Consider the following 22,299-nt stretch of genomic DNA (forward strand, 5'->3'; position numbering starts at 1 on the left):
CCTCTAGGGACGCTCCGCGTCCAGTGACGCGGAGCGTCACGGGCTGCATTCCCACGCAGAGCGTGGGAACGATCAGTACAGGATCAAACCTTCTTGTACAGCTGACTGCCTTCCTGCTTGAACCGCTCGGCCTGTTCCGCCAATCCCTGGGCGACTTCGGCGTCGACGGTTTCGATGCGCTGGTTGGCCGCATATTCGCGGACTTCCTGAGTGATCTTCATCGAGCAGAATTTCGGTCCGCACATGGAGCAGAAGTGCGCGACCTTGGCCGAATCCTTCGGCAGGGTCTCATCGTGATACGAACGAGCGGTGTCCGGATCGAGGCCCAGGTTGAACTGGTCTTCCCAGCGGAATTCGAAACGCGCCTTGCTCAAGGCGTTGTCGCGGATCTGCGCGCCCGGATGGCCCTTGGCAAGGTCGGCGGCGTGCGCGGCGATCTTGTAGGTGATGATCCCGGTCTTCACGTCATCCTTGTTCGGCAGACCCAAGTGTTCCTTCGGCGTCACGTAGCAGAGCATGGCGCAACCGAACCAGCCGATCATCGCCGCACCGATACCCGAGGTGATGTGGTCGTAGCCTGGCGCAATGTCCGTGGTCAGCGGGCCGAGGGTATAGAACGGCGCCTCGTCGCAGCATTCCAGCTGCTTGTCCATGTTCTCTTTGATCAACTGCATCGGCACGTGGCCCGGGCCTTCGATCATGCACTGTACGTCGTGTTTCCAGGCGATCTTGGTCAGCTCGCCGAGGGTTTCCAGCTCACCGAATTGCGCCGCGTCGTTGGCGTCGGCAATCGAGCCCGGACGCAGGCCATCGCCCAGCGAGAAGCTGACGTCGTAGGCCTTCATGATTTCGCAGATGTCTTCGAAATGGGTGTAGAGGAAGTTCTCTTTGTGGTGCGCCAGGCACCACTTGGCCATGATCGAACCGCCACGGGAAACGATACCGGTCACGCGTTTGGCGGTCAGCGGCACGTAGCGCAACAGTACGCCGGCGTGGATGGTGAAGTAGTCGACGCCCTGCTCGGCCTGTTCGATCAGCGTGTCGCGGAACAGCTCCCAGGTCAGGTCTTCGGCAGCGCCGCCGACTTTTTCCAACGCTTGATAGATCGGCACGGTACCGATCGGCACCGGCGAGTTACGGATGATCCACTCGCGGGTTTCGTGAATGTGTTTGCCGGTGGACAGGTCCATGACAGTGTCCGAACCCCAGCGAATGCCCCAGGTCAGTTTCGCCACTTCTTCTTCGATGGACGAACCCAAGGCGCTGTTGCCGATGTTGCCGTTGATCTTCACCAGGAAGTTACGGCCGATGATCATCGGTTCCAGTTCGGTGTGGTTGATGTTGGCTGGAATGATCGCGCGACCGCGGGCGATCTCTTCACGGACGAATTCAGGGGTGATGATTTTCGGCACGCTGGCGCCAAAGCTGTAACCGGCGTGTTGCTGGTCCAGCAGGCCAGCGGCGCGAGCCACTTCAAGCTTCATGTTTTCGCGGATGGCGACGTATTCCATCTCGGCGGTGATGATGCCTTTGCGCGCGTAGTGCATCTGGCTGACGTTGGCGCCGGCCTTGGCGCGGCGCGGGTTGTTCACGTGAGCGAAACGCAGCTTGGTCAGCTCTTCATCAGCGAGGCGTTCCTGGCCGAAGTTGGAACTCAGGCCTGGCAGGCGCTCGGTGTCGCCACGGGATTCGATCCACGGCGAACGCACATCGGCGAGGCCTTTGCGTACGTCGATGACGACGTTGGGGTCGGTGTACGGGCCCGAAGTGTCGTACACAACGACCGGCGCGTTGACCTCACCGCCGAAGTCGGTCGGGGTTACATCAAGGCTGATTTCGCGCATCGGCACGAGGATGTCCGGGCGGGAGCCCTGAACGTAGATTTTTTGCGAGCGGGTAAACGGCTGAACCGATTGCTGATCGACTTGGGCCGAATCACTCAGGTTCGTAGTGTTTTTTAGTTTTATCGTCATCACGGGCTCTCCAGACACATCCAGGCAGTGGATTTTTGTCGGAGCGAACCTGTAAACGAATGGACGCACGTGCGCTGGGGAAACCAGCTGTGCTGTGCTCAGTGCTCGAGGGGTGTTCGATTGTCGAACAACATCCCGGACGAAGCACAAGAGGACTCGCCGGGTGACGAGAAATCTTGTTCCCTACGCAGGCGCTAACCTGATCAGGTTCAACGGGATCCGAAATTATTCGATCTCAGCCTCATAGCAAGGCACCCCGACAAGAACCCGGCCAGTCTAGACACAACCGGCAAAGAACGCCAACACCGCGGTAAACACCGTGATGAATGGCGCAATTACAGGATTGTTGCGGTCGTTGCGCACAACTACACTCGCTACGCCATACCGCGCCTTGACGCTGTATGAGCCGCGCCGTAGCCTTGGCGCTCAAATTATCAGCGTAATTTTTTAGGGATGGCCTCATGCTGCGCAAACTCTCACTGGCCGTTGCCGTGTCTTGTGCTTCCAATGGAATGGCCTGGGCAGCAGAAGCGCCCTTATCGACCAAAACCGATCTGGTCAGCGTCTACCAGGAAGCGGTGGACAATAACGCCGACCTTGCTGCCGCCATCGCCCAATATGGCGCCCAGAAAGAAGTCGTGCCCCAGGCTCGCGCCGGGCTGCTGCCGAACCTCTCTGGCGGTGCCGAAGTGGCTAACGTGCGCACGTCGATCGATCAGCCTGCGTCCACCTTTACCCGCAATGCTCATTCGTATCAGGCAACGCTGGCGCAACCGCTGTTCCGGGCCGATCGCTGGTTCCAGTTCCAGGCTGCCAAGGACGTTAATGAACAGGCCGCCTTGCAACTCTCGGCGACCCAGCAAAACCTGATCCTGCAGACCGCCGAAAGCTACTTCAACGTATTGCGCACCCAGGACAACCTGGCCTCGACCAAGGCCGAGGAAGCCGCATTCAAGCGCCAGCTCGATCAATCCAACGAGCGCTTCGATGTCGGCCTGTCGGACAAGACCGACGTGCTGCAATCCCAGGCCAGTTACGACACCGCGCGGGCCAACCGGATCGTCGCGCAGCGTCAGGTGGATGATGCGTTCGAAGCCCTGATCACCCTGACCAACCGTCAGTACAACTCGATTCAGGGCATTGTCCACACCCTGCCGATTCTGCCGCCATCACCGAACGACGCCAAATCCTGGGTCGATACGGCGGCCAGGCAGAACCTCAATCTGTTGGCCAGCAACTACGCCGTTAGCGCCGCCGAAGAAACCCTCAAGCAGCGCAAGGCCGGCCACGCGCCGACCCTGGACGCCGTGGCGAAGTACGAGAAAGGCGATAACGATGCCCTGGGCTTCAGCAACCCGAATGTCTTCGGCTCGCCCTACAAGGGCGACGTTGACCAGACCACCGTGGGCCTGCAACTGAATATCCCGATCTACAGCGGCGGCCTGATCAATTCCCAGGTGCGCCAATCGTATGCACAGCTGGATCAGTCCGAACAGCAACGTGAAGCCCTGCGCCGGCAAATCGTCGAAAGCACCCGCAACCTGCACCGCGCGGTGAACACCGACGTCGAGCAGGTGCAGGCGCGCAAGCAGTCGATCATCTCCAACCAGAGCGCGGTGGAAGCGACCGAAATCGGTTATCAGGTGGGCACACGGAACATCGTCGACGTACTGGATGCCCAGCGTCAGCTGTACACCTCGGTGCGCGACTACAACAACACGCGCTACGACTACATCCTCGACAACCTGCGCTTGAAACAGGCCGCGGGCACGTTGAACCCGGGGGACTTGCAGGACCTGGCGCGTTATCTGAAGGCTGATTACAACCCGGATAAAGACTTCTTGCCGCCGGACCTGGCGAAGGCTGCGGCGGAGCAACTCAAAGCCAATCCAACGCAGTAAAGGTAAACCTGTGGCGAGGGGGCTTGCCCCCTCTCCACAATGGATCAGCGACAGATTCAGGACTTGTCGATCAACCGCCCCAACCCATCCAGCAATCGCTGCAACGCGCCCTGATTGGTGCGCATCACTTTCAACCCCGCCTGCGCCATCCGTTGCGCATCGCTCGGCAATTCGAACAGCCGCTGCACCGCCAGCGCCAGACCTTCGGCATCCTCCACTTCCTGCAACGCCCCGGCGCTGCGCAACTGCGCGGCGATTTCGAGGAAATTGAACAGGTGTGGCCCGCTCAACACCGGTTTGGCCAGAGCCGCCGGCTCCAGCAGGTTGTGCCCGCCGTTCGGCACCAGACTGCCGCCGACAAACGCGCTGTCGGCCAAGGCATACAGAAACAGCAACTCACCCATGGTGTCGCCCACCAGCACCGACGTTTGCGCGGTGACCGGGTCGCCAGTGGAGCGACGCACCGTGGCGAAACCCTGTTGCCGACATAGCTCGAACACCGTGTTGAAACGTTCTGGATGGCGCGGCACCAGAATCAGCAACGCATCGGGATGATTGGCCAGCAACTGACGATGAGCCGCCAGCACCACTTCGTCTTCGCCTTCGTGCGTACTGGCCGCAATCCACACCGCGCGCTCCTGCGCCTGCCATTGCGCACGCAACTCGGCGGCACGCTCAAGCAGTGCCGGGTCGATGGTCAGGTCGAACTTGATCGAGCCGGTCACTTCGACGGTTTCCGGGCGCGCACCCAAATCGCGGAAGCGCTGGGCCTCGGCTTCGGTCTGCACCGCGAACAGGCTCATCTCGGCGAGCATCGGCTGGGTCAGTTTGCCGAAGCGGCCATAACCCTTGGCGGAACGCTCGGACAGTCGCGCATTGGCCAGGGCCACGGGAATCCCGCGCCTGGCGCACTGATGGATATGGTTCGGCCAGAGCTCGGTTTCCATGATCACCGCCAGTTTCGGCTGGACCCGATCAAGGAATCGCTTTGCTGCGCAAGGCAAGTCATAAGGCAAATAGCAGTGCTGGATGCGCGGTTCATTGGCGAACAGCGCGTGGATGCGCTCCGAACCGGTCGGGGTCATGCAGGTCACGGTAATGGGCAACTGGGGATAACGTTGCAGCAAGGCGCGAATCATCGGCGCCGCGGCAATGCTTTCGCCCACCGACACCGCGTGCACCCAGATGCCGCCCATTTTCATCGTCGGTAACCCGAGGGAGAAACGTTCGCCAATGCGCTTGGCATACGCCGGCGCCTTGCGCGCCCGCAGCCACAGCCGAATCGCTACCAATGGCAGCCCCAGGTAAAACAGCGCGGTGTAGAGAGTTCTATTCATGGCGGCGGAGTTTATCGGCTTTTTTCACCGATCGTCTGCAAGTGCACGGCAAAACGTTCCGCCAGCCAACGAGCTGCCGGCCCCAGAGGCTCATCGCGGCGCCAGACCAGCTCCACCACCAGCGCTGGCGGGGTCCATTCGCTGTCCAGTTCGACCATCAGATCCTGATACGCCGGGTACTGCACCACATGGCGCGGCAGCCAGGCCCAGCCGAGGCCGCGCACCAGCCACTCAGCCATCACGTAGAAACTGTCGGCCCGCCAGACTTGCGGGCTGGCGGGTTCGCTGCCGGGATAGACACTCGACTGCGTGGACATCAGCAACTGTCGATGCTGCGCCAGTTGCTGGCAATCGACCCGGGCCTGTTGCGCCAGTGGGTGGCCGACGCCGCACACCGTGACCATTTCAACGCTGCCCAACACCCGGCGCTCGAGCGCTTCGGGAATCTGGTCGTGATAGAACAGCAACCCCAGATCGGCCCGACGCTCCACCAGTTTGCGCGCGACATCGCCTTGGGCCGCACTGGTCAGTTGCACTTCAAGGCTGGGAAATTGTTCAGCCAGGGCTTCGAAGCTTTCGATGATCGGCTGATAAGGCATCGCCTCATCCTGGGCCACACGCAAACGCGCCTCCTGGCCGCGCATCATCGCCAGCGCCCGACCGTTAAGGCGTTCGCATTGGCGCAGCACTTCCCGCGCCTCATCCAGCAATGCGTTACCGGCCTCGGTGAGTTTCGGCTGGCGGCCGCTGCTACGGTCGAACAGGCTGACGCCCAGGTCCTCTTCCAGCAGCGCAATCGAACTGCTGACTGCCGACTGCGCCTTGCGTTGATCCCGCGCTACCGCAGAAAACGAACGCTGCTCCGCTACGCTGACAAACAGCCGCAGCTGCTCCAGATTCCATTGCGTGTTCATGGCTCAACCCATCTTCAAAACAGATAGGTAATGACTTTACCGCATCTGGGGAATCTCTAAAATGCCGACCTCAGAAAGCAACACTTCACACGAGGATGCACCCATGACCGCTTACTACTACCTGGCCATTGCCATCTGCGCCGAAGTGATCGCCACCGTTTCGATGAAAGCGGTCAAAGGCTTCAGCACCCCGCTGCCGCTGATTCTGGTTATCGTCGGTTATGGCATCGCGTTCTGGATGCTCACGTTGGTGGTGCGCAGCGTTCCGGTCGGCGTGGCTTATGCGGTATGGGCCGGCATGGGAATCGTGATGGTCAGTGTCGCGGCGCTGTTTATCTACGGACAGAAGCTGGATGTGCCGGCGATGCTGGGGATGGCGCTGATCGTATTGGGCGTCGTAGTGATCCAACTCTTCTCCAAAACCGCTGGGCACTAAGCCCGCACCCAATCCACTGTGGGAGTGAGCCTGCTCGCGATAGCGGCAGAGCATTCAACATCAATGTTGATTGACCCACCGCTATCGCGAGCAGGCTCGCTCCCACAGGGTTTTGCATTCGCCGTGTTGATCGCCAGCAAAACCTCCAATCTTCGAGTCTGTATACTGCGCCCTCGTCTTGAACACTGAGGTCGCTGCATGCCATCCGTTATTTCCACCGACGTTCTGATTGTCGGCGCTGGTGTCGCCGGCCTCTGGCTGAATGCGCGCCTGCGCCGCCAGGGTTTTTCGACCGTGCTGGTGGAAAGCGCCAGCCTCGGTGGAGGGCAAAGCGTGAAATCCCAAGGCATCATCCATGGCGGCGCCAAGTACGCCTTGCATGGCGCCCTGACCGGCGCCTCGGAAGCCATCGCCGACATGCCTCGGCGCTGGCGCGAAGCCCTGGCCGGTGACGGCGAACTGGACCTGAGCGGCGTGCGCCTGCTGTCCGAAGCCCATTACCTGTGGTCCCCCGGCACGATCGCCGGCAATCTCACCAGTTTCTTCGCCAGCAAAGCGGTGCGCGGCCGCGTCGATCAGGTCAAGGGCGAGCAACTGCCGCCCGCCCTGCAAGACAAGCGTTTCAAGGGCAAGGTCTATCGTCTGGCCGAATTGGTGATCGACGTGCCGAGCCTGATCCGGCGCCTGGCCGATCTGGCGGGTGATGGCCTGCTCGCCGGCCAGAACATCGAACCGTTGCTGGAGGATGGAAAACTGGTCGGCCTGAAGGTCGACGAGCGCGAGATTCGCGCCCAGCGCATCGTCTTGAGCGCCGGTGCCGGGACGGCAGCGCTGCTCGAAGCCCTGGGCTTGAGCCAACCTGCCATGCAACGCCGGCCGTTGCACATGATCATCGCCAAAGGTCCGGGCCTCAAACCACTGTATGCCCACTGCCTGGGCGGCGGCACCAAGCCGCGCATTACCGTGACCACCCATCCTGCCGCCGATGGTCAATGGGTCTGGTATCTGGGCGGTGACATCGCTGAAGCCGAAGGGGTCGCCCGCGAACCCGCCGAGCAAATCGCCACCGCGCAAAAAGAATTGGGCCAGTTGCTGCCATGGATCGACCTGAGCACAGCGCAATGGGCCACCCTTCGGGTGGATCGCGCCGAGCCACTGCAATCGGGACTGACCCGTCCCGACAATGCATTCCTTGCCGAAGAAGGCCGGCTGCTGGTCGGCTGGCCGACCAAACTGGCGTTGGCTCCGGACTTTGCTGATCGCGTCATCGCTTCCTTGCAGCGCGACGGCATCCAGCCAAGCCATCCGGCGCCGCTGCCCGAGCTGCCAAAACCGCCGATGGGCGTCCCTGCCTGGGAGCAACTGCTGCCATGAGCCAACCGACCTTGCACGATCTGCATCGCCCGCTGGGCAGCACCGGCCTGCTGGTTTCCCCCCTGGGCCTGGGCACGGTAAAACTCGGCCGCGACCAAGGCGTTAAATATCCCAGCGGTTTTCAGATTCCCGATGACGACGAAGCGCGCATGCTGCTCAAACTGGCGCGCGACCTGGGCATCAACCTGATCGACACTGCTCCGGCTTATGGCCGTAGCGAAGAACGCCTCGGCCCATTGCTGCGGGGTCAGCGTCAGGATTGGGTGATTGTCAGCAAGGTCGGCGAAGAGTTTGCCGATGGCCAGTCCCATCACGACTTCAGCGCCGCCCACACCCGGATGTCGGTGGAACGTAGCCTGCAACGCCTGGAAACGGACTTCATCGACCTGGTGCTGGTGCACTCCGACGGCAACGACCTGGCGATCCTCAACGACAGTGAAGTCTATGCGACCCTCGCGGCGCTCAAGAGCGAAGGCAAGATTCGCGGCTTCGGTTTTTCCGGCAAAACCGTCGAAGGCGGTTTGAAGGCTCTGGAACAAGGTGATTGCGCGATGGTCACCTACAATCTGAACGAACAGAACGAGAAGCCGGTCATTGACTATGCTGCTGCTCACGGCAAAGCCATTCTCGTCAAAAAAGCCCTCGCCAGCGGTCATGTTTGCCTGAGCCCGGGGGTGGACCCGGTTCGCGCCAGCTTCGAGTTGTTGTTTGAACACCCGGGTGTCGCCAGTGCTATTGTCGGGACCATCAATCCGCTGCACCTCGCCCATAACGTTGCGACCGTTGCCCAGGTCCTTCGTAGAAACTGATGCCGCCCACGCGGCCTTAAGCAGGAGCCGACATGCCGCGTACGCTCATAAGAAAGAACCCGAGCAACTTCAAGACCCTGCCGTTATTCGTCGAAGCGACTCCCGAAGGCCTGAGTTATCAAAGCGTCGGGATGCCGCTCAATTTCTCCCAGACGCTGCAACGTCGCCGCCCGGTGACGGTCGCCGACACTCAGCGGTTTTCGCTGGAGCTGGCCAACCTCGGGGTCTCGGTGCGCCTGACCCTGCATTGGCAGAACCGCGATTACTGGGTGTTGGTTCGTCAGCGTCGGCAAGACCGCGGCGATGTAGTGCTCAAGCTGATCTCCGGTTACGTGCCCGCCCATGAACTGAACCTGCCACTGCACACCGCGATTCAGGAAATTGCCGAAGAGTGCCTGCTGGAAACCCCGGAAGGCTGGCTCGGCGGGCGTTTCAACGACACGTGGCTGCCGGCGCCCTACTCGTCCGCGCTGCATTACCGTGAAGCCTTGCCGTTTCGCCTGACGCCGCTGTCCGGTTCAGCGCGGCCGGTGCGTTGCGCCAAGATGCAGCTGATCGAACGACCGCGGGCTTATGTCCATTTGCCAACGGCCTCGCTGCAATTGATTTATGACTTGCGCCTGGACGTCCCCAAGGAGGCCAAATCCCTGAGCCTGTTCCATGTCGACGAACGACTGGAAGGCGATCAACTGGTGGCCCGCCTCGATCGCAAACGTCCCGATTTGTATTTGATGCCGCTGCAGGACGGTCAACCGATGGCCGAGCTCTACACCCTGAAAAAGGATCAGCTGTACCCGGCGAGTACTCGCGGGTTGTACCTGGCAGAGAGTTTTGCCCAGCAGGAAGGCTGGCTGGTGAGGGATGAACGGATTCGCTGGAAGGATTGGGTGCGGCAACAGGGCTTGAGCCCGCCGGGGAAAGATTCAGGTTTGGCGCGGTTGCGTGGGAAGGCCAAGCTATTACTGAAAAGAATCGTACCGCGTAAAAAAGTCAGCTCCTGATTGATCGTTCCCACGCTCTGCGTGGGAATGCCTCAATGGACGCTCTGCGTCCGCTTTGGGACGCGGAGCGTCCCGGGCTGCATTCCCACGCAGAGCGTGGGAACGATCAGTGTTACTCGGACTTGCGGATCTTCTCGACAATCGCGGTAGTCGAGCTGTTTTCCACCAGCCCCAGCACTTTCACCGTTCCGCCGTAAGCGGTCACGATGTCTGCGCCGACGACCTGCTCGATCCCATAGTCCCCGCCCTTGACCAGCACATCCGGCTTGACCTCGCGCAGCAGGTTTTCCGGGGTGCCTTCAGCGAAGCTGATCACCCAATCCACGGCGCCCAGACCTGCCAGAACAGCCATGCGACGGTCGACGCTGTTGATCGGACGACCCGGACCTTTCAGTCGGCTGACCGACGCATCGTCGTTGACCGCCACGATCAGGCGATCACCCTGGGCCCGCGCCTGTTCGAGGTAGGTCACGTGGCCGGCGTGCAGAATGTCGAAGCAGCCGTTGGTGAAGACGATCTTCTCTTTATGCGCACGCGCATCATCGACGGCCAGTAACAGTTGCTCCAGGCCAAGCACACCGCGCTCCGAACCTTCTTCACGCTGGATCGCGCGACGCAGTTCCGGCGCGCTGATGGCTGCCGTACCGAGTTTGCCGACCACGATGCCCGCCGCCAGGTTGGCCAGGGCCACCGCGTGAGGCAGTTCTTCGCCAGCGGCAATGGCGGCGGCGAGGGTGGAAATCACCGTGTCGCCGGCACCGGTCACATCGAACACTTCACGGGCACGGGCCGGCAGGTGCAGCGCCGGATGATCCGGCCGCAACAGGGTCATGCCGTGTTCGCCGCGGGTCACCAGCAACGCGCCGAGGTCGAGGTCGTGCATCAGCTGCGCGCCCTTGCTCACCAGCTCGTGCTCATCGGCGCAACCACCTACGATGGTTTCGAATTCGCTGAGGTTCGGGGTGATCAGGCTTGCACCCCGGTAGATCGAGAAATCCTTGCCCTTGGGGTCGGCCAGCACCGGAATGCCACGGGCACGGGCGGCCTGGATCAGCACCTGATGGTTTTTTAGCGCGCCTTTGCCGTAGTCGGACAGCACCAGCACTTTGATGCCTTCGAGCAATTCGTCGACTTGCTCGCCCAACGCCAGCGCGTCGGTGGCGAAAGGTTCTTCGAAGTCGATACGCAGCAGTTGCTGGTGACGGCTCATGACCCGCAGCTTGACGATGGTCGGCTGGTGCGCAATGCGCTGGAACACCGCTCGCACGCCAGCGCCCTTGAGGCTGTTGGCCAGGCTGTCGGCGGCTTCATCGTCACCGGTCACGCCGAGCAGCGAGGCCGGGGCGCCGAGGGCGGCAATGTTCAACGCAACGTTGGCGGCACCGCCCGGGCGGTCCTCGATTTGCTCGACCTTGACTACCGGTACCGGCGCCTCAGGGGAAATCCGTGAGGTACCACCATGCCAGTAACGGTCGAGCATGACATCGCCGACCACCAAGACAGGGGCTTGATCGAATCGCGGCATGGACAACTTCATGGAGCAACCCACATACAAAATGAACAGGGGCGCGATATTAACACAGGGTTGGCGTGGGCTTGTGTGACGGCTGCAATGGGAGGGTTCGGCAGATGTTTCTGATCATTTATTGATCAGAAAACCGGACAATCGACAAGTTTGGTCAAGGAAGGTAAAGGTCTGGATACAAACCGCCGGGCGCATTGCACGCCGGGTGTGCGAAAGGGGTGAGCCAGGCTCACCCCTTTTTGTGGGGTCAGGCGATGTCGCCAACCGGGGCATCGAGGCCCATCGCATGCAGGCGCGAGTAGTAGCCGTTTTGCGCCAGCAGTTGAGCGTGGGTGCCGCGCTCGACGATTTCACCATGATCCATGACCAGGATCAGGTCGGCTTTCTCGATGGTCGACAACCGGTGAGCGATCACCAGCGTGGTGCGACCTTTCATGACCTGATCCAGTGCCGCCTGAATGTGTCGCTCGGACTCGGTATCGAGTGCCGACGTAGCCTCGTCGAGAATCAGCAACGGTGCATTCTTCAACAAGGCCCGGGCAATCGCCAGGCGCTGACGCTGGCCACCGGACAACAACACGCCGTTTTCGCCGACCTGGGTGTCCAGGCCTTGCGGCATTTCCGAGATGAAGTCCATCGCGTAAGCATCCGTGGCGGCCTTTTCAATGTCGGCACGTGGGGCGCCGGCCAGGTCACCGTAGGCGATGTTGTTGGCGATGGTGTCGTTGAACAGGGTCACATGCTGCGTCACCTGTGCCACGTGTCGACGCAGATTACGCAGGCGATAGTCTTCGATTTCCACGTCATCGAGCATGATTTCGCCGGTTTCGTGGTGATAGAAACGCGGGATCAGGCTGGCCAGGGTCGACTTGCCGCTACCCGAACGACCGACCAGGGCGATCATTTGCCCCGGTGCTGCCGTGAAGCTGATGTTCTTCAGCACTTCACGCTCGGTCCCTGGATAGGTGAAGCTCAGGTTGCGCACTTCCAGGTGGCCGCTGACGCGATCACGCTCGACGGTACCCAGGTCAACCTCTGGCTCGACGTCCAGTTGCTCGAAAATGCTCTCGGCGCCGGCAACGCCTTTCTGGATGGTCGAGCTGACTTCCGACAGTTGCCGAATCGGCTTGGGCAACAGGCCCGCTGCGGTGATGTAGGCCACCAAATCACCGGCGGTGGCATCGCCGCGCAGGAACAGCACCAGGAACATCAGCACCGCCATGGCGGTGTAGATCACCAATTGCAGCATGGGCGTGTAGACCGCACCGGTCTTGGTCATGCGCAGTTGCTTGTCGGTGTTGCCCTGGCTGGCTTCGGCGAAACGACGCTCTTCATAGCTTTCGCCACCGAAGCTGCGCACCACGCGATAGCCCTGGATGGTTTCTGAGGCGACGTGAGTCACATCGCCCATCGCCACCTGGATTTTCTTGCTCTGCTTGCGGAATTTTTTGCTGGTGCTGCTCACCATCACTGCGATGATCGGCAGGATTGCCAGCATTACCAACGTCAGCTTCCAGTTCATCCACAGCAGGTAAGCAAACAGGAACACCACGGTCAGGCCTTCACGAATGACCACTTTGATGGCGTCCGTGGCAGCACCGGTGACCATGGTCACGTTAAAGGTGATGCGCGAAATCAGGTGCCCGGAGTTATGAGTGTCGAAATAACGGTTGGGCAATACCAGCAACTTGTTGAACAGCTCGACCCGCAAGTCGTGGACCAGCCCCAGCGATACTTTGGCCAGGTAGTAATTGCCCAGGAAAGAGCCCAGTCCTTGCCAGGCGGCGATCAGGATGATCAGCAGCGGCACGGCCATCAGCAACTGCAAATCTTGCAGATAGGGAACAGTCGGGAAGAGCACGGCTTCGGGGTTGCTCAAGCCATCGACGAAATATTTGAGAATCCCTGCGAGCATGGGCTGCGTCGAGGCAAAAATCACAAAGCCGACGATACTGATGGCAAACATGCCCCAGTACGGGCGCACATACGACAGCAGGCGCAGGTAAATCTTCAAGCTCGACGGCGCAGGCAAATCAGGGCTGGTCATGAGAACCCGTTGTATGAGAAAAGAGCCCGCGAGTGTAACACAGGCCATTTTAGTCGCTGAGCTGCGGTAACATGGCCGGCTATCCATGCCTCACGGCGCCCAACCCGGAGTATTGATGCAAGCGCTTGATCACACCCGATATCTCGCCCTGCGCGAGGGAGCACAAGTCCTTGAAGCGGATGGTTCGGGGGACAAGGTTCTGCGGTTGACGGACGGTTCAATACTCAAACTGTTTCGCCGCAAACGCCTGCTGACGTCGGCCGCGTGGTACCCGTACGCCAAACGCTTTGCCGACAACTGCGATGCATTGCGTGAACGGCACATCCCCTGCCCCACGATTCGTCAGGTTTACCGTATTGCGAGTATCGAGCGCGATGCGGTGCACTACGATCCGCTGCCGGGCCAGACCCTGCGTCAGCTGCTGGACATCCAGGGCGATGCCGATCCGTTGCGAGGCCAATTGGGGGTCTTCATGGCCACCTTGCATGAGCGGGGGATTTACTTTCGCTCGGCGCACCTGGGCAACATCGTACTCACACCCGAACATCAGCTGGGTCTGATCGACATCGCCGACCTGCGGGTGTATCGCCGTCCGCTGCGCAAGACGCTGCGGCTGCGCAACTTCAAGCATATGGTGCGTTACCCGCAAGATCGCCAATGGCTGCTCGACAGTCGCGGCGAAGTCTTCATGCAGCATTATGGCCAGACCCAGAGCATCTGCTCCAAGGAAGAGCTGAGCGTCGCACTGCAAAAATGATCTGACGGCCTTCGCCTCCGGGGAGGAAGCGAAGGCCAGGCATTACGCCAGCGCAGGTTGTCGCGTCTTCAGCACTCGAGAGAGGATCATCGCGGCGGGCAGCAGCACCAGTGGCCACAATTCGTCAGGGTTACCGATCAGCAAACTGCCATCGAAATTCAGCATCACCAGCGCACACGCCAGGTACATTCCCCACGCGTCGCGCAGACGCCAGGCCTGCCAAAGGCTTGCGACCATCAGCGCGACGAACAACGCCAGCGCGACCCCGCCGCTGTACAGCCCCAGCGCTACGAAAATGTTGTGTGGATGCTGAATCGGCATAGAGCCATCGAGCACCTGGGCGGTATGAAAGTTGATGCCGCAGCCCAGCGTCCAGCCACAGTGGCGCCACTCGCCGACCATGATCTGGAAGATTTCGATACGGTACGAATCGCCTCGAGTCCAGAGGGACTGGTACCAGGCTTCGTTGTGCACCATCAGGAACAACAGGCCTGAAACAACCGCGCCAATCGCCACCGCAGTGCCAACCAGCCGCGGCTTGAGATAAATACCGTAAAGCAACCAGATGCCAAACAGGAACACAGCCCCCACGAACGCAGTACGCGTCTGCAGGACGAAGGCTACCGCGAACACCGACAACACGATGGCCAGGCCACCCTCGATATACTTTCGCTCCTTGAGCCAGATTGGCAGCGCCAGCGCCAACGCACAAAACAGCCAGATGCTGGCGTAGATGACATTCTCCAGGCGTGCCGGAAGTATCGCCACCCGGCTACCGACGGCGAACTCACCGGTTGCCCATCCGTAGAGCGCACTGCCGAAAATGTACAACGTCAGAATCCAGAACTGAGCGCGAATAAAAGCTGCGCTGCGGAAAAACTGCGGATCGGTGAGGGCTGCGGCCACCATCACGAACATCAGTACATAGAAGACGTGTTTGTAGAATTGCAACTGCCCGGCAATCGTCGCAGGTACCAGAAACCACAGAATGAACGCTAGCCAGCCCCATGCCATTGGCTCCTTGAGCAAGCCCGCACCGCGCTCCTTGATCAGGAAGACCAGGCCCGGCAATGCCATCAGGACGTAGAACAGGTTGTTGGTCCACTTCGACGACCAGCCCACCACAAAGCTCAACAGAAACAGGCAAAGCACTGCGCCGAAATAGGTCAAGGTGTTCTTTGCTGGCTTCATGCCGCTAAATTCCATGGAGCACCCAACCTATTGCCAGACCCAAGATAAGAGCTGCAATCAGCTTCAGCCGATCGAGACGTTTACGCCGTAACTTGTTCTCCCGCTCCTTCGGAACCACTACATGCTCTCCGAAGCCGGTGTGCAGTACCGCGTCGTTTTCCAGAATCAACGCATAGCGGTTCTCGCCAGCGTACAGGCGCGACAGGTCTTTCTCCCCGGAGAAACCGGAATACGGTGCATGCATCAAGTAATCCGCACGACGGCGCAGCCCTGGATTAAAGGAAAAACCTTGCCACTCGGCTTTTTGCGAGCCCAGTACGTAGAAAGGAATGCCATGGCTGACTTTGCGTTCGTTCAGGAACACATAAGGACTGTGAACCATCAGGTCATGATTGAAGCTGCGCAACCACACTTGCAGTGCCTGGGGATCTTCTTCCAGCAGGCATTGGGACTCTTCGATGAACCCTTCGCGATAGAAGTCCCAGTCATCTTCACAGTGGAAAATCCACGATGTCTGCACCTGGGCATAAGCGGCATCGATGGATCGCAACTGCCCCAGGCGTGGCTGGTTGATGAAGAACTGGGTGTGCGCTCTCCAGTGTTCCGGAATACAGGCCTCTACGGCGCTGTCGCCGGAGTCCTCGGTAATGAACACCTTACGAATGGGAGCCGTGTTGAACCGGTCAAACGTCTCGAGCGTACGCTTCAACAGATCGAAGCGACCGCAACTAGTGATTACTACCGAAATGTCGCTAGTCTCGCTGAACAGCATTTATTTGCACCGCACCATAGGTTGTTTAATCGCCCGGCTTCACAGCCCCAGCGACAAGCGTAATTTTTCTTTCCAGCCCAGCGGAACATGCTCGCGCAACGGCGCACGCAGGGCGTCGACGATCGCATGTCCTACCGCCCGGAACGTGTAATGCTGCTCTACCAAAGCCTGCCCGGCCAATGAAATGGTCTCGGTCAGCTGTGGGGACTGGCGCAACACCGCCAGTTTTTCCCTGAGTTCGTCGCGGGTTCGATAGAGCACGATGTTGTGCATATCGACAAACCCCAGCGCGCGATTCTCTGCTTCCCCTTGATCGTAAGCAAACAGCACACAACCACAGGCCATGGCCTCGAAGTTCTTGATCATGTATTCGCCCATGCCGACGTCGGCACTCACGAAGTAACGGATCCGACTCAACGTCTCGCAGTATTCCTCGCCCGACTTGGTGCGCGTGATCAGCAGGTTCTCCACTTCGGCCACGGACTCGAGCATGGCCTTGCGCCCGGCATACGCCACGCTGTTGAGGCTGCCGACGAAACCCAGCTCGATATCACGTTCACGCTGGCAGTTTTGCAACAACGCCTGATCGTAGCCCTTGGGCACGAAATGCGCGTCAAACCCTTCCTCACGCAAGCGCTGGCTGACCATGAAGCCCGAGCTGATCACCCGCACCCAGGGCAGCTTGCGGTAATGGGCGCTGAACTTGCCGGTGTACTTGCACGGGATGTAGTTCTGGTACGCATCGTGTTCCAGAATAACCAGATTGGGCAGGGTCTGGATGAACCTCACCTGTCTGATTTCTTTTTTGAAGCGCAGGAAAAACACTATCCGGTCGTAGCGGGTCACATCGACATGCTTGCGGAAATATCCACGCAGGTCGTCCTGCTCCGCGCTGGTCAGCTCGCGCTTGTCGCAGTCGCAGTGCTCGGCGATACCGTCGTACAGTCGATCGAGGATCGCTCGCTGCTCTTTCTGCACCAGAAACAGAACTTTCAATTGGTCTCTCTCTTTCCAGACAGCTCTTGGACCCAGAATAATTCGTGGCGTCGCACCGCTTTACGGAAGAACTCGTTTTCGCCGAAAGCCGGCCAGCGACGGGCCGCCAGACAACGTTGGATCGCCCGACGAAGTAGACGCTTGAGGGGAAGTCGGGGCTGAAGGTCGTGCATCATGCCCAACGACATAGCCTTGTGCCACTGCTTTTCAGCCGACAGACAAAGCGCCCAGGGCCGCAACGGTTCGTGATTACTGATCTGTGGCGGCAGGGTCACACCGGTCCCGGCATCACCCATTGGCCAGCGATCGTTGTCGTGAAGATGATTGGCGTAATGCAATAAGGTGCCGGGCTGCCAGGCTGTACCGTTCAGTGCCTGCATTACCGCCTGCTGTGAGCATAGATGGTCTGGGTGCGGGTCGAAACGCGGATGTGGCAAAACGATGACCTCAGGCTGAATACGCTCGATCAACTCACTCAGGTCGGCCAGCAGATTGTTCCAGGACGGTATGCCATCGACGTCACTGCCCAGGGCAAACGGATTGAACCGTCGAAAAAATCGGGTATCGCCCAGCTGTGCCTCACGGGAGACCACGGCCTCGGTCGGCGCGCTTTGCATGACGGGCAATTGCAGGCAAAAATAGCCCAACTGAATGCAGCGTTCCTGAGGTACACCACCCCACAGCGGCACGCTGAGGCTGTCCCAGGCACGAAGCGAGCCTTTCAACCGGGACGCTTCGACGCCATCGAGCCCCATCTGCTGATAGTGCCCGGCCTCGATTTCACCGGCAGTCAGGGTCACGATCCAGCTTTGACTGGCGCTGCTGTACAGGCCGAATGCGGCCAACTCGGCATCGTCGGCATGGGGTGCGATCACCATCACCCGTTGACGGCTGTAATCCGGATGCTCGAACGCCCTGAGCACCGGCTCACCCAGCAGTCGGCAGAACCGCCCGCGCAGGCGTAGCTCACCTTGCGACAGAACCTGCGCCTGACCACTGAGGTTGAGGTAACGCAGGCCGTTCACACCCCGCTCGAACGTTTGTCGGTCCGGGTTATCTCCCCCCGACAACTCGACCACGGGATCGATGAAGCGTCCCAGCCAAGTGCTTTTTATCCGTAGCGCCAGGATCAGCGTGGCGTCGTCGACCAGCATGACCCCGTCGTCCAGGCGCAAACGTTCACCGTCAAGATGAACCTTGGGCTGTTGGGTGTACGGTGGAAAGCTGTACTGATAATCGTCATTGGGCGAATAGAACAAATGGTCGGCGAACCAGGCCTCATGAGCAATCCAGCCTAGAACCGCGAGCACCAGCGGCAGCCACCAGGCCACCAGCACACCCACGGCAATCAAAAGCACCAGCGCGATGAGCAGACCGATGCGTTTGTTGCGCCGATGGCGCTTGAGCAATTGCTGTTTGCGGTTCATGGGCTGGCTCATACGGTGAACACCGGCACAGGATTGCACCAGCGATCCTTGTATTCACGGTCGGCGCGACCGAAAGAAAAGCGCAACGGTTTGCCCAACGCCCGGGCATGCTCCCAGGCGCTTTGCGTATTGATAAAGCTCAGCACGCTGCCCGGACTGAATTCGCGGGTTTCGGGATCGACGCCGCCATTGATGTACTCGACGCTGATCCACTGCGGTGTCTCGACACGGTAGACCAATTGAATCGCGATGGGCGCATCGTTGAGAAAAATCACCGAGCCGATCAGCAAGTCACGCAGCAACTCGATGACCTCCGCCATGCGCTCGGCCCCCGTCGCCGGGAACCCCCAGCGACGCTGGAACAGGTCGCAATAGATCGCCGCCAGTTCACTGCTGGAAAACTCCGCGACCGGCCGAACCACTCCGCCCGCTTCTTCCAGCAATCGCAATTCACGACGCTGGTTGTAGCGAAACTTCTTCGACAGTTCTTCGGGTGTGCGGGCCATCGCCAGCTGTTCAGCCTGCAACTTGATGCCGGTAAAACGGCCTTCGTTCAGCGCCGACAGGTAGCGTCCACGATGACGCAGCGGCGCTTGCGCATCGGCAGCGGCCGGCAGGATGAACTCGGCATTACCGAGGTCGAACAGGCCTTTTTTACCGCAGCGCTTGAGCACGTCCTTGGACAAGGCGAGATCGCGACCCCAAGTCGGGATCGCGGCTTTGACTTCACCGTTTTGCTCCCAGGCCAGGTAGCGCACAGGAATGTCGGCCAGCTGCGAAAGCCGCTCGACCACCATGGGATGAGTGGCGACACTGCCGCCATATCGTTGCCAGGCCTGGGCATATGTCGAGGCGTCGACTACCGCCCAGCCACGTTCGCGCCAGCCTTGAAATCGGTTGAGCATCAGGCCCTCGACGCCAGTTCGGTAACGTGCGGCAAACGCCAGAAGGCATCGCGTACCGCGCGGTCGGAGAAGCGCTCACGCAAGCGATCGAGCATCAGCTCGGCACACTGGTGACGCTGCTGCTCATCCATCGCGGCCAGATGTTGCAGCCCTTGAGCCAAGTGTTCGGCATCGCCCAGCGGGAACAGGATACCGACGCCCTCGACCACTTCCTTCGCCCCGCCACATGCCGTAGCGAGCAACGGCACACCGGCAGCCATCGCCTCCAGCAGCACCATGCCGAACGGTTCGTGATCGGAACTCAGTGCAAACACATCGAAGGCACGGAAATAGCGTCGGGCTTCAGGCACCTGACCGAGAAACAACACGCGGTCGCCGATACCCAACTCACGGGCCAGGGCCTTGAGGTCCTGTTCCAGTCGACCGGCACCGAGAATCACCAATTGACTGCTGGCCGGCAAACCCGGCAACGCCGCAGCAAAACCGTGCAGCAGCGTAGTCTGATCCTTGTCCGGGTGCAGCCGCCCGACATTGCCGACAACCCAGGCATCCGGCGCCAGGCCAAGGGTTTCCCGGGCCTCGCGAACCGACACCTGACTGTCCTGCAAGGTCTGCACATCGATACGGTTATAGAGCGTCTGAATCCGCGCCGCCGGCCACTTCGTCAGGCACTGGCGCATGTCGTCGCGTACGGCATCCGAAACCCCGAGCAGGCTCAGGCGCTTGCGGAAAATATTGGCGAAGAGTTTGCGAGTACCGCGCTTGTAATCGTCAAACGCGTGATGCACGCCAATCACTGGCAACGACGTGCCGAGCAAGGCGATATAAACAGGCTTGAAACGGTGAGCGATGCAAAAACTGAAATTGCGCGAGGCGGCGATCTTGCGCAGGTCGCTGATGGCGCCCAGCTTCAGGCCACGAATGGCCTTGGAGCTGTATTCCATGAACAGCACCTCATCGGAAGCGCAGCCCGCGGCGACTTCGGCATCGGCGGCCCCGGTCAGAAACACCGTGGTCACGCGATAACCGGTCCCCGCGAACAGGCTGGCGTACTGCCGGGCGCAGTCTAGAAACGGCCCGTCATAGCCGTGACAGAACTGCAGCACATGGCGTTCAGCCGAGCGTGTCATATGCGTCCGCGCCCTCTTTGACCACCAGGATGTCTTCCATGATCAGGTACTGCAGATCGGAACCGAAGAACATGTTCAGGGCGTCCGTCGGCGAGCAGATCATCGGTTCGCCACGACGGTTGAGCGAGGTGTTCAGCGACACGCCGTTACCGGTCAGCACTTCCAGCGCCTTCATCATGTCGTAGTAGCGCGGGTTGTATTCGCGCTTGAGCACCTGGGCCCGGGACGTACCGTCTTCGTGGACGACTTCCGGCACACGGGTCTTCCACTCTTCCGCCACTTCAAAGGTGAAGGTCATGAACGGCGCCGGGTGATCGATCTTGATCATCTGCGGTGCAACGGTGTCGAGCATCGACGGGCAGAAAGGCCTCCAGCGCTCGCGGAACTTGATCTGGTGGTTGATGCGGTCAGCCACGCCAACGGCGCTCGGGCAACCGATGATCGAACGACCGCCCAAGGCGCGCGGACCGAACTCCATGCGACCCTGGAACCAGGCCACCGGGTTGCCATCGACCATGATCTTGGCGATGTTTTCCGGCATGTTCTCAAGCTTGCGCCATACCGGCTTGCTCGGGTGACGGGCGCACGCGGCGAGCACGTCTTCGTTGGTGTACGACGGGCCGAGGTAGACGTGTTCCATCTTCTCGACCGGCACACCACGGGCATGGGACACATAGGCCGCCGCGCCTACCGCGGTGCCGGCATCGCCGGACGCAGGCTGCACGAACAGTTCTTTAACGTCATCGCGGGCGATGATTTTCTGGTTCAGCTTGACGTTCAACGCACAGCCACCAGCGTAGGCCAGCTTGCCGGTTTCCTTGAGCACGTCGCCCAGGTAGTGGTCGATCATCTGCAGCGAGATTTTTTCGAACAGCGCTTGAATGCTCGCTGCGTAGTGGATGTACGGCTCGTCGGCGATATCACCTTCGCGCTTCGGGCCCAGCCACTCGATCAGCTTCGGCGAGAAGTAGTAACCTTTGCCTTTTTCCTTGTAACGACGCAGGCCGATGACGTTGGCGTAGTCGGTGTTGATCACCAGCTCGCCGTTTTCGAACGAAGCCAGGCGCGAGAAATCGTATTTGCTGGCGTCGCCGTACGGCGCCATGCCCATGACCTTGAACTCACCGTCGAGCATATCGAAACCGAGAAACTCGGTGATCGCGCCATACAGGCCGCCGAGGGAATCCGGATCAAAGAATTCCTTGATCTTGTGGATCTTGCCATTCTCGCCGTAACCGAAGAAGGTCGTGGCGTACTCACCCTTGCCGTCGATCCCCAGGATCGCGGTTTTCTCTTTGAAACCGGAGCAGTGATAAGCGCTGGAGGCGTGGGCCAGGTGGTGCTCGACCGGCTCGATCTTGATTTTCTTCGGATCGAAGCCCAGTTGCTCGAGGCACCAGACAATCTTGTTGCGATAACGCTTGTAGCGACGGTTGCCCATCAGGATCGCGTCAAGAGCGCGATCCGGGGCGTACCAGTAACGCTTGGCGTACTGCCAGCGAGCCTTGCCGAACAGGCTGATCGGCGCGAACGGAATCGCTACCACATCAACGTCGGATGGCTTGATACCGGCCTGCTCGAGGCAGAACTTCGCCGACTCGTAAGGCATGCGGTTCTTTGCATGTTTATCGCGCACAAAGCGCTCTTCCTCAGCTGCCGCGACCAGCTTGCCGTCGATGTACAGGGCTGCGGAAGGATCATGGCTAAGGGCGCCGGACAGGCCAAGAATCGTCAATGCCACAGGGGTCTAGCCTCTTTAGTCTGCATGCAGGCGCAAGGCGCCTCAAAGATTAATGTGCCCTCG

The 22,299-nt window shown here is 60.1% G+C and carries 18 protein-coding genes and 1 riboswitch; of the genes, 6 read left to right on the forward strand and 12 right to left on the reverse strand.

Features of this window, described 5'->3' with window-relative positions:
- Positions 1–83: 83 nt before the first annotated feature.
- Positions 84–1,973 carry a phosphomethylpyrimidine synthase ThiC gene (gene thiC / locus AC3WP4_RS25460; RefSeq protein WP_102615336.1) on the reverse strand — a complete coding sequence of 630 codons (1,890 nt, stop codon included), beginning with the start codon at positions 1,971–1,973 and terminating at the stop codon, positions 84–86.
- Between the two features lie 163 nt (positions 1,974–2,136).
- Positions 2,137–2,242, reverse strand: a riboswitch (TPP riboswitch).
- Positions 2,243–2,434: 192 nt separating this feature from the next.
- On the opposite strand from thiC, the gene AC3WP4_RS25465 reads away from it, so the two are divergent.
- Positions 2,435–3,874 (forward strand): TolC family outer membrane protein, encoded by a 1,440-nt coding sequence (locus AC3WP4_RS25465; RefSeq protein ID WP_074873130.1) that lies wholly within the window; start codon positions 2,435–2,437, stop codon positions 3,872–3,874.
- Between the two features lie 56 nt (positions 3,875–3,930).
- Here AC3WP4_RS25465 and waaA read toward each other — a convergent pair whose 3' ends face one another.
- Positions 3,931–5,211 carry a lipid IV(A) 3-deoxy-D-manno-octulosonic acid transferase gene (waaA, locus tag AC3WP4_RS25470; protein WP_102615337.1) on the reverse strand — a complete coding sequence of 427 codons (1,281 nt, stop codon included), beginning with the start codon at positions 5,209–5,211 and terminating at the stop codon, positions 3,931–3,933.
- Positions 5,212–5,222: 11 nt separating this feature from the next.
- Complete coding sequence (locus AC3WP4_RS25475; RefSeq protein ID WP_102615338.1) at positions 5,223–6,125, reverse strand: LysR family transcriptional regulator; 903 nt, start codon at positions 6,123–6,125, stop codon at positions 5,223–5,225.
- A 103-nt stretch (positions 6,126–6,228) separates the two neighbouring features.
- Between AC3WP4_RS25475 and AC3WP4_RS25480 the strand changes: the two genes are divergently transcribed.
- The 4 genes from AC3WP4_RS25480 to AC3WP4_RS25495 all read left to right on the forward strand — a co-directional run bounded on the left by AC3WP4_RS25480 (position 6,229) and on the right by AC3WP4_RS25495 (position 9,745).
- A complete protein-coding gene (locus AC3WP4_RS25480; RefSeq protein ID WP_008027887.1) occupies positions 6,229–6,561 on the forward strand; it encodes a DMT family transporter in 333 nt (110 codons plus the stop codon).
- Positions 6,562–6,759: 198 nt separating this feature from the next.
- Positions 6,760–7,935 (forward strand): NAD(P)/FAD-dependent oxidoreductase, encoded by a 1,176-nt coding sequence (locus AC3WP4_RS25485; RefSeq protein WP_074873120.1) that lies wholly within the window; start codon positions 6,760–6,762, stop codon positions 7,933–7,935.
- Positions 7,932–8,744, forward strand: coding sequence for an aldo/keto reductase (locus tag AC3WP4_RS25490; RefSeq protein ID WP_102615340.1), 813 nt, complete (start codon positions 7,932–7,934; stop codon positions 8,742–8,744). Before AC3WP4_RS25485 ends, AC3WP4_RS25490 begins: the two co-directional genes overlap by 4 nt.
- 32 nt (positions 8,745–8,776) lie before the next feature.
- The gene (locus AC3WP4_RS25495) at positions 8,777–9,745 is read left to right on the forward strand and encodes a metal ABC transporter ATPase (protein ID WP_074873114.1); all 969 of its coding nucleotides are present in this window, start codon (positions 8,777–8,779) and stop codon (positions 9,743–9,745) included.
- Between the two features lie 112 nt (positions 9,746–9,857).
- On the opposite strand, the gene hldE is transcribed toward AC3WP4_RS25495, so the two are convergent.
- Positions 9,858–11,282 (reverse strand): bifunctional D-glycero-beta-D-manno-heptose-7-phosphate kinase/D-glycero-beta-D-manno-heptose 1-phosphate adenylyltransferase HldE, encoded by a 1,425-nt coding sequence (hldE, locus tag AC3WP4_RS25500; RefSeq protein ID WP_074873111.1) that lies wholly within the window; start codon positions 11,280–11,282, stop codon positions 9,858–9,860.
- Between the two features lie 235 nt (positions 11,283–11,517).
- On the reverse strand, positions 11,518–13,317 hold the full coding sequence (msbA, locus tag AC3WP4_RS25505; protein ID WP_074873108.1) for a lipid A export permease/ATP-binding protein MsbA: 1,800 nt from the start codon (positions 13,315–13,317) through the stop codon (positions 11,518–11,520).
- A 115-nt stretch (positions 13,318–13,432) separates the two neighbouring features.
- Here msbA and AC3WP4_RS25510 point away from each other — a divergent pair, with 115 nt between their 5' ends.
- Positions 13,433–14,074, forward strand: coding sequence for a BUD32 family EKC/KEOPS complex subunit (locus AC3WP4_RS25510; RefSeq protein WP_074873105.1), 642 nt, complete (start codon positions 13,433–13,435; stop codon positions 14,072–14,074).
- A 42-nt stretch (positions 14,075–14,116) separates the two neighbouring features.
- On the opposite strand, the gene AC3WP4_RS25515 is transcribed toward AC3WP4_RS25510, so the two are convergent.
- Genes AC3WP4_RS25515 through AC3WP4_RS25545 form a run of 7 tightly spaced genes read right to left on the reverse strand, consistent with a single transcriptional unit; the run spans position 14,117 to position 22,236 of the window.
- Positions 14,117–15,265 (reverse strand): O-antigen ligase family protein, encoded by a 1,149-nt coding sequence (locus AC3WP4_RS25515; RefSeq protein ID WP_083383348.1) that lies wholly within the window; start codon positions 15,263–15,265, stop codon positions 14,117–14,119.
- A 4-nt stretch (positions 15,266–15,269) separates the two neighbouring features.
- Positions 15,270–16,037, reverse strand: coding sequence for a glycosyltransferase family A protein (locus AC3WP4_RS25520; RefSeq protein ID WP_074873099.1), 768 nt, complete (start codon positions 16,035–16,037; stop codon positions 15,270–15,272).
- Positions 16,038–16,076: 39 nt separating this feature from the next.
- Positions 16,077–17,033: a glycosyltransferase family protein gene (locus tag AC3WP4_RS25525; RefSeq protein ID WP_074873096.1), complete on the reverse strand. Its 957-nt coding sequence runs from the start codon at positions 17,031–17,033 to the stop codon at positions 16,077–16,079.
- Positions 17,030–18,460: a PIG-L deacetylase family protein gene (locus tag AC3WP4_RS25530; protein WP_102616453.1), complete on the reverse strand. Its 1,431-nt coding sequence runs from the start codon at positions 18,458–18,460 to the stop codon at positions 17,030–17,032. Before AC3WP4_RS25530 ends, AC3WP4_RS25525 begins: the two co-directional genes overlap by 4 nt.
- Before the next feature lie 8 nt (positions 18,461–18,468).
- On the reverse strand, positions 18,469–19,365 hold the full coding sequence (locus AC3WP4_RS25535; protein ID WP_074873090.1) for an antimicrobial resistance protein Mig-14: 897 nt from the start codon (positions 19,363–19,365) through the stop codon (positions 18,469–18,471).
- Positions 19,365–20,495, reverse strand: a complete 1,131-nt coding sequence (locus tag AC3WP4_RS25540) for a glycosyltransferase (RefSeq protein ID WP_074873088.1) — start codon at positions 20,493–20,495, stop codon at positions 19,365–19,367. The genes AC3WP4_RS25535 and AC3WP4_RS25540 overlap by 1 nt, the downstream gene beginning before the upstream one ends.
- The gene (locus AC3WP4_RS25545) at positions 20,479–22,236 is read right to left on the reverse strand and encodes a carbamoyltransferase family protein (RefSeq protein WP_074873084.1); all 1,758 of its coding nucleotides are present in this window, start codon (positions 22,234–22,236) and stop codon (positions 20,479–20,481) included. Before AC3WP4_RS25545 ends, AC3WP4_RS25540 begins: the two co-directional genes overlap by 17 nt.
- Positions 22,237–22,299 lie beyond the last annotated feature (63 nt).

Source organism: Pseudomonas sp. FW305-20, assembly GCF_058788075.1.

Bases quoted from the DNA above. Each gene is read 5' to 3' on its own strand.
- AC3WP4_RS25480 (WP_008027887.1), top strand. From the start codon at position 6,229: ATGACCGCTTACTACTACCTGGCCATTGCCATCTGCGCCGAAGTGATC.
- hldE (WP_074873111.1), bottom strand. From the start codon at position 11,282: ATGAAGTTGTCCATGCCGCGATTCGATCAAGCCCCTGTCTTGGTGGTC.
- AC3WP4_RS25535 (WP_074873090.1), bottom strand. From the start codon at position 19,365: ATGCTCAACCGATTTCAAGGCTGGCGCGAACGTGGCTGGGCGGTAGTC.
- thiC (WP_102615336.1), bottom strand. From the start codon at position 1,973: ATGACGATAAAACTAAAAAACACTACGAACCTGAGTGATTCGGCCCAA.
- AC3WP4_RS25495 (WP_074873114.1), top strand. From the start codon at position 8,777: ATGCCGCGTACGCTCATAAGAAAGAACCCGAGCAACTTCAAGACCCTG.
- AC3WP4_RS25490 (WP_102615340.1), top strand. From the start codon at position 7,932: ATGAGCCAACCGACCTTGCACGATCTGCATCGCCCGCTGGGCAGCACC.
- AC3WP4_RS25520 (WP_074873099.1), bottom strand. From the start codon at position 16,037: ATGCTGTTCAGCGAGACTAGCGACATTTCGGTAGTAATCACTAGTTGC.
- AC3WP4_RS25465 (WP_074873130.1), top strand. From the start codon at position 2,435: ATGCTGCGCAAACTCTCACTGGCCGTTGCCGTGTCTTGTGCTTCCAAT.
- AC3WP4_RS25515 (WP_083383348.1), bottom strand. From the start codon at position 15,265: ATGAAGCCAGCAAAGAACACCTTGACCTATTTCGGCGCAGTGCTTTGC.
- AC3WP4_RS25540 (WP_074873088.1), bottom strand. From the start codon at position 20,495: ATGACACGCTCGGCTGAACGCCATGTGCTGCAGTTCTGTCACGGCTAT.
- AC3WP4_RS25510 (WP_074873105.1), top strand. From the start codon at position 13,433: ATGCAAGCGCTTGATCACACCCGATATCTCGCCCTGCGCGAGGGAGCA.
- AC3WP4_RS25530 (WP_102616453.1), bottom strand. From the start codon at position 18,460: ATGAACCGCAAACAGCAATTGCTCAAGCGCCATCGGCGCAACAAACGC.
- msbA (WP_074873108.1), bottom strand. From the start codon at position 13,317: ATGACCAGCCCTGATTTGCCTGCGCCGTCGAGCTTGAAGATTTACCTG.
- AC3WP4_RS25475 (WP_102615338.1), bottom strand. From the start codon at position 6,125: ATGAACACGCAATGGAATCTGGAGCAGCTGCGGCTGTTTGTCAGCGTA.
- waaA (WP_102615337.1), bottom strand. From the start codon at position 5,211: ATGAATAGAACTCTCTACACCGCGCTGTTTTACCTGGGGCTGCCATTG.
- AC3WP4_RS25485 (WP_074873120.1), top strand. From the start codon at position 6,760: ATGCCATCCGTTATTTCCACCGACGTTCTGATTGTCGGCGCTGGTGTC.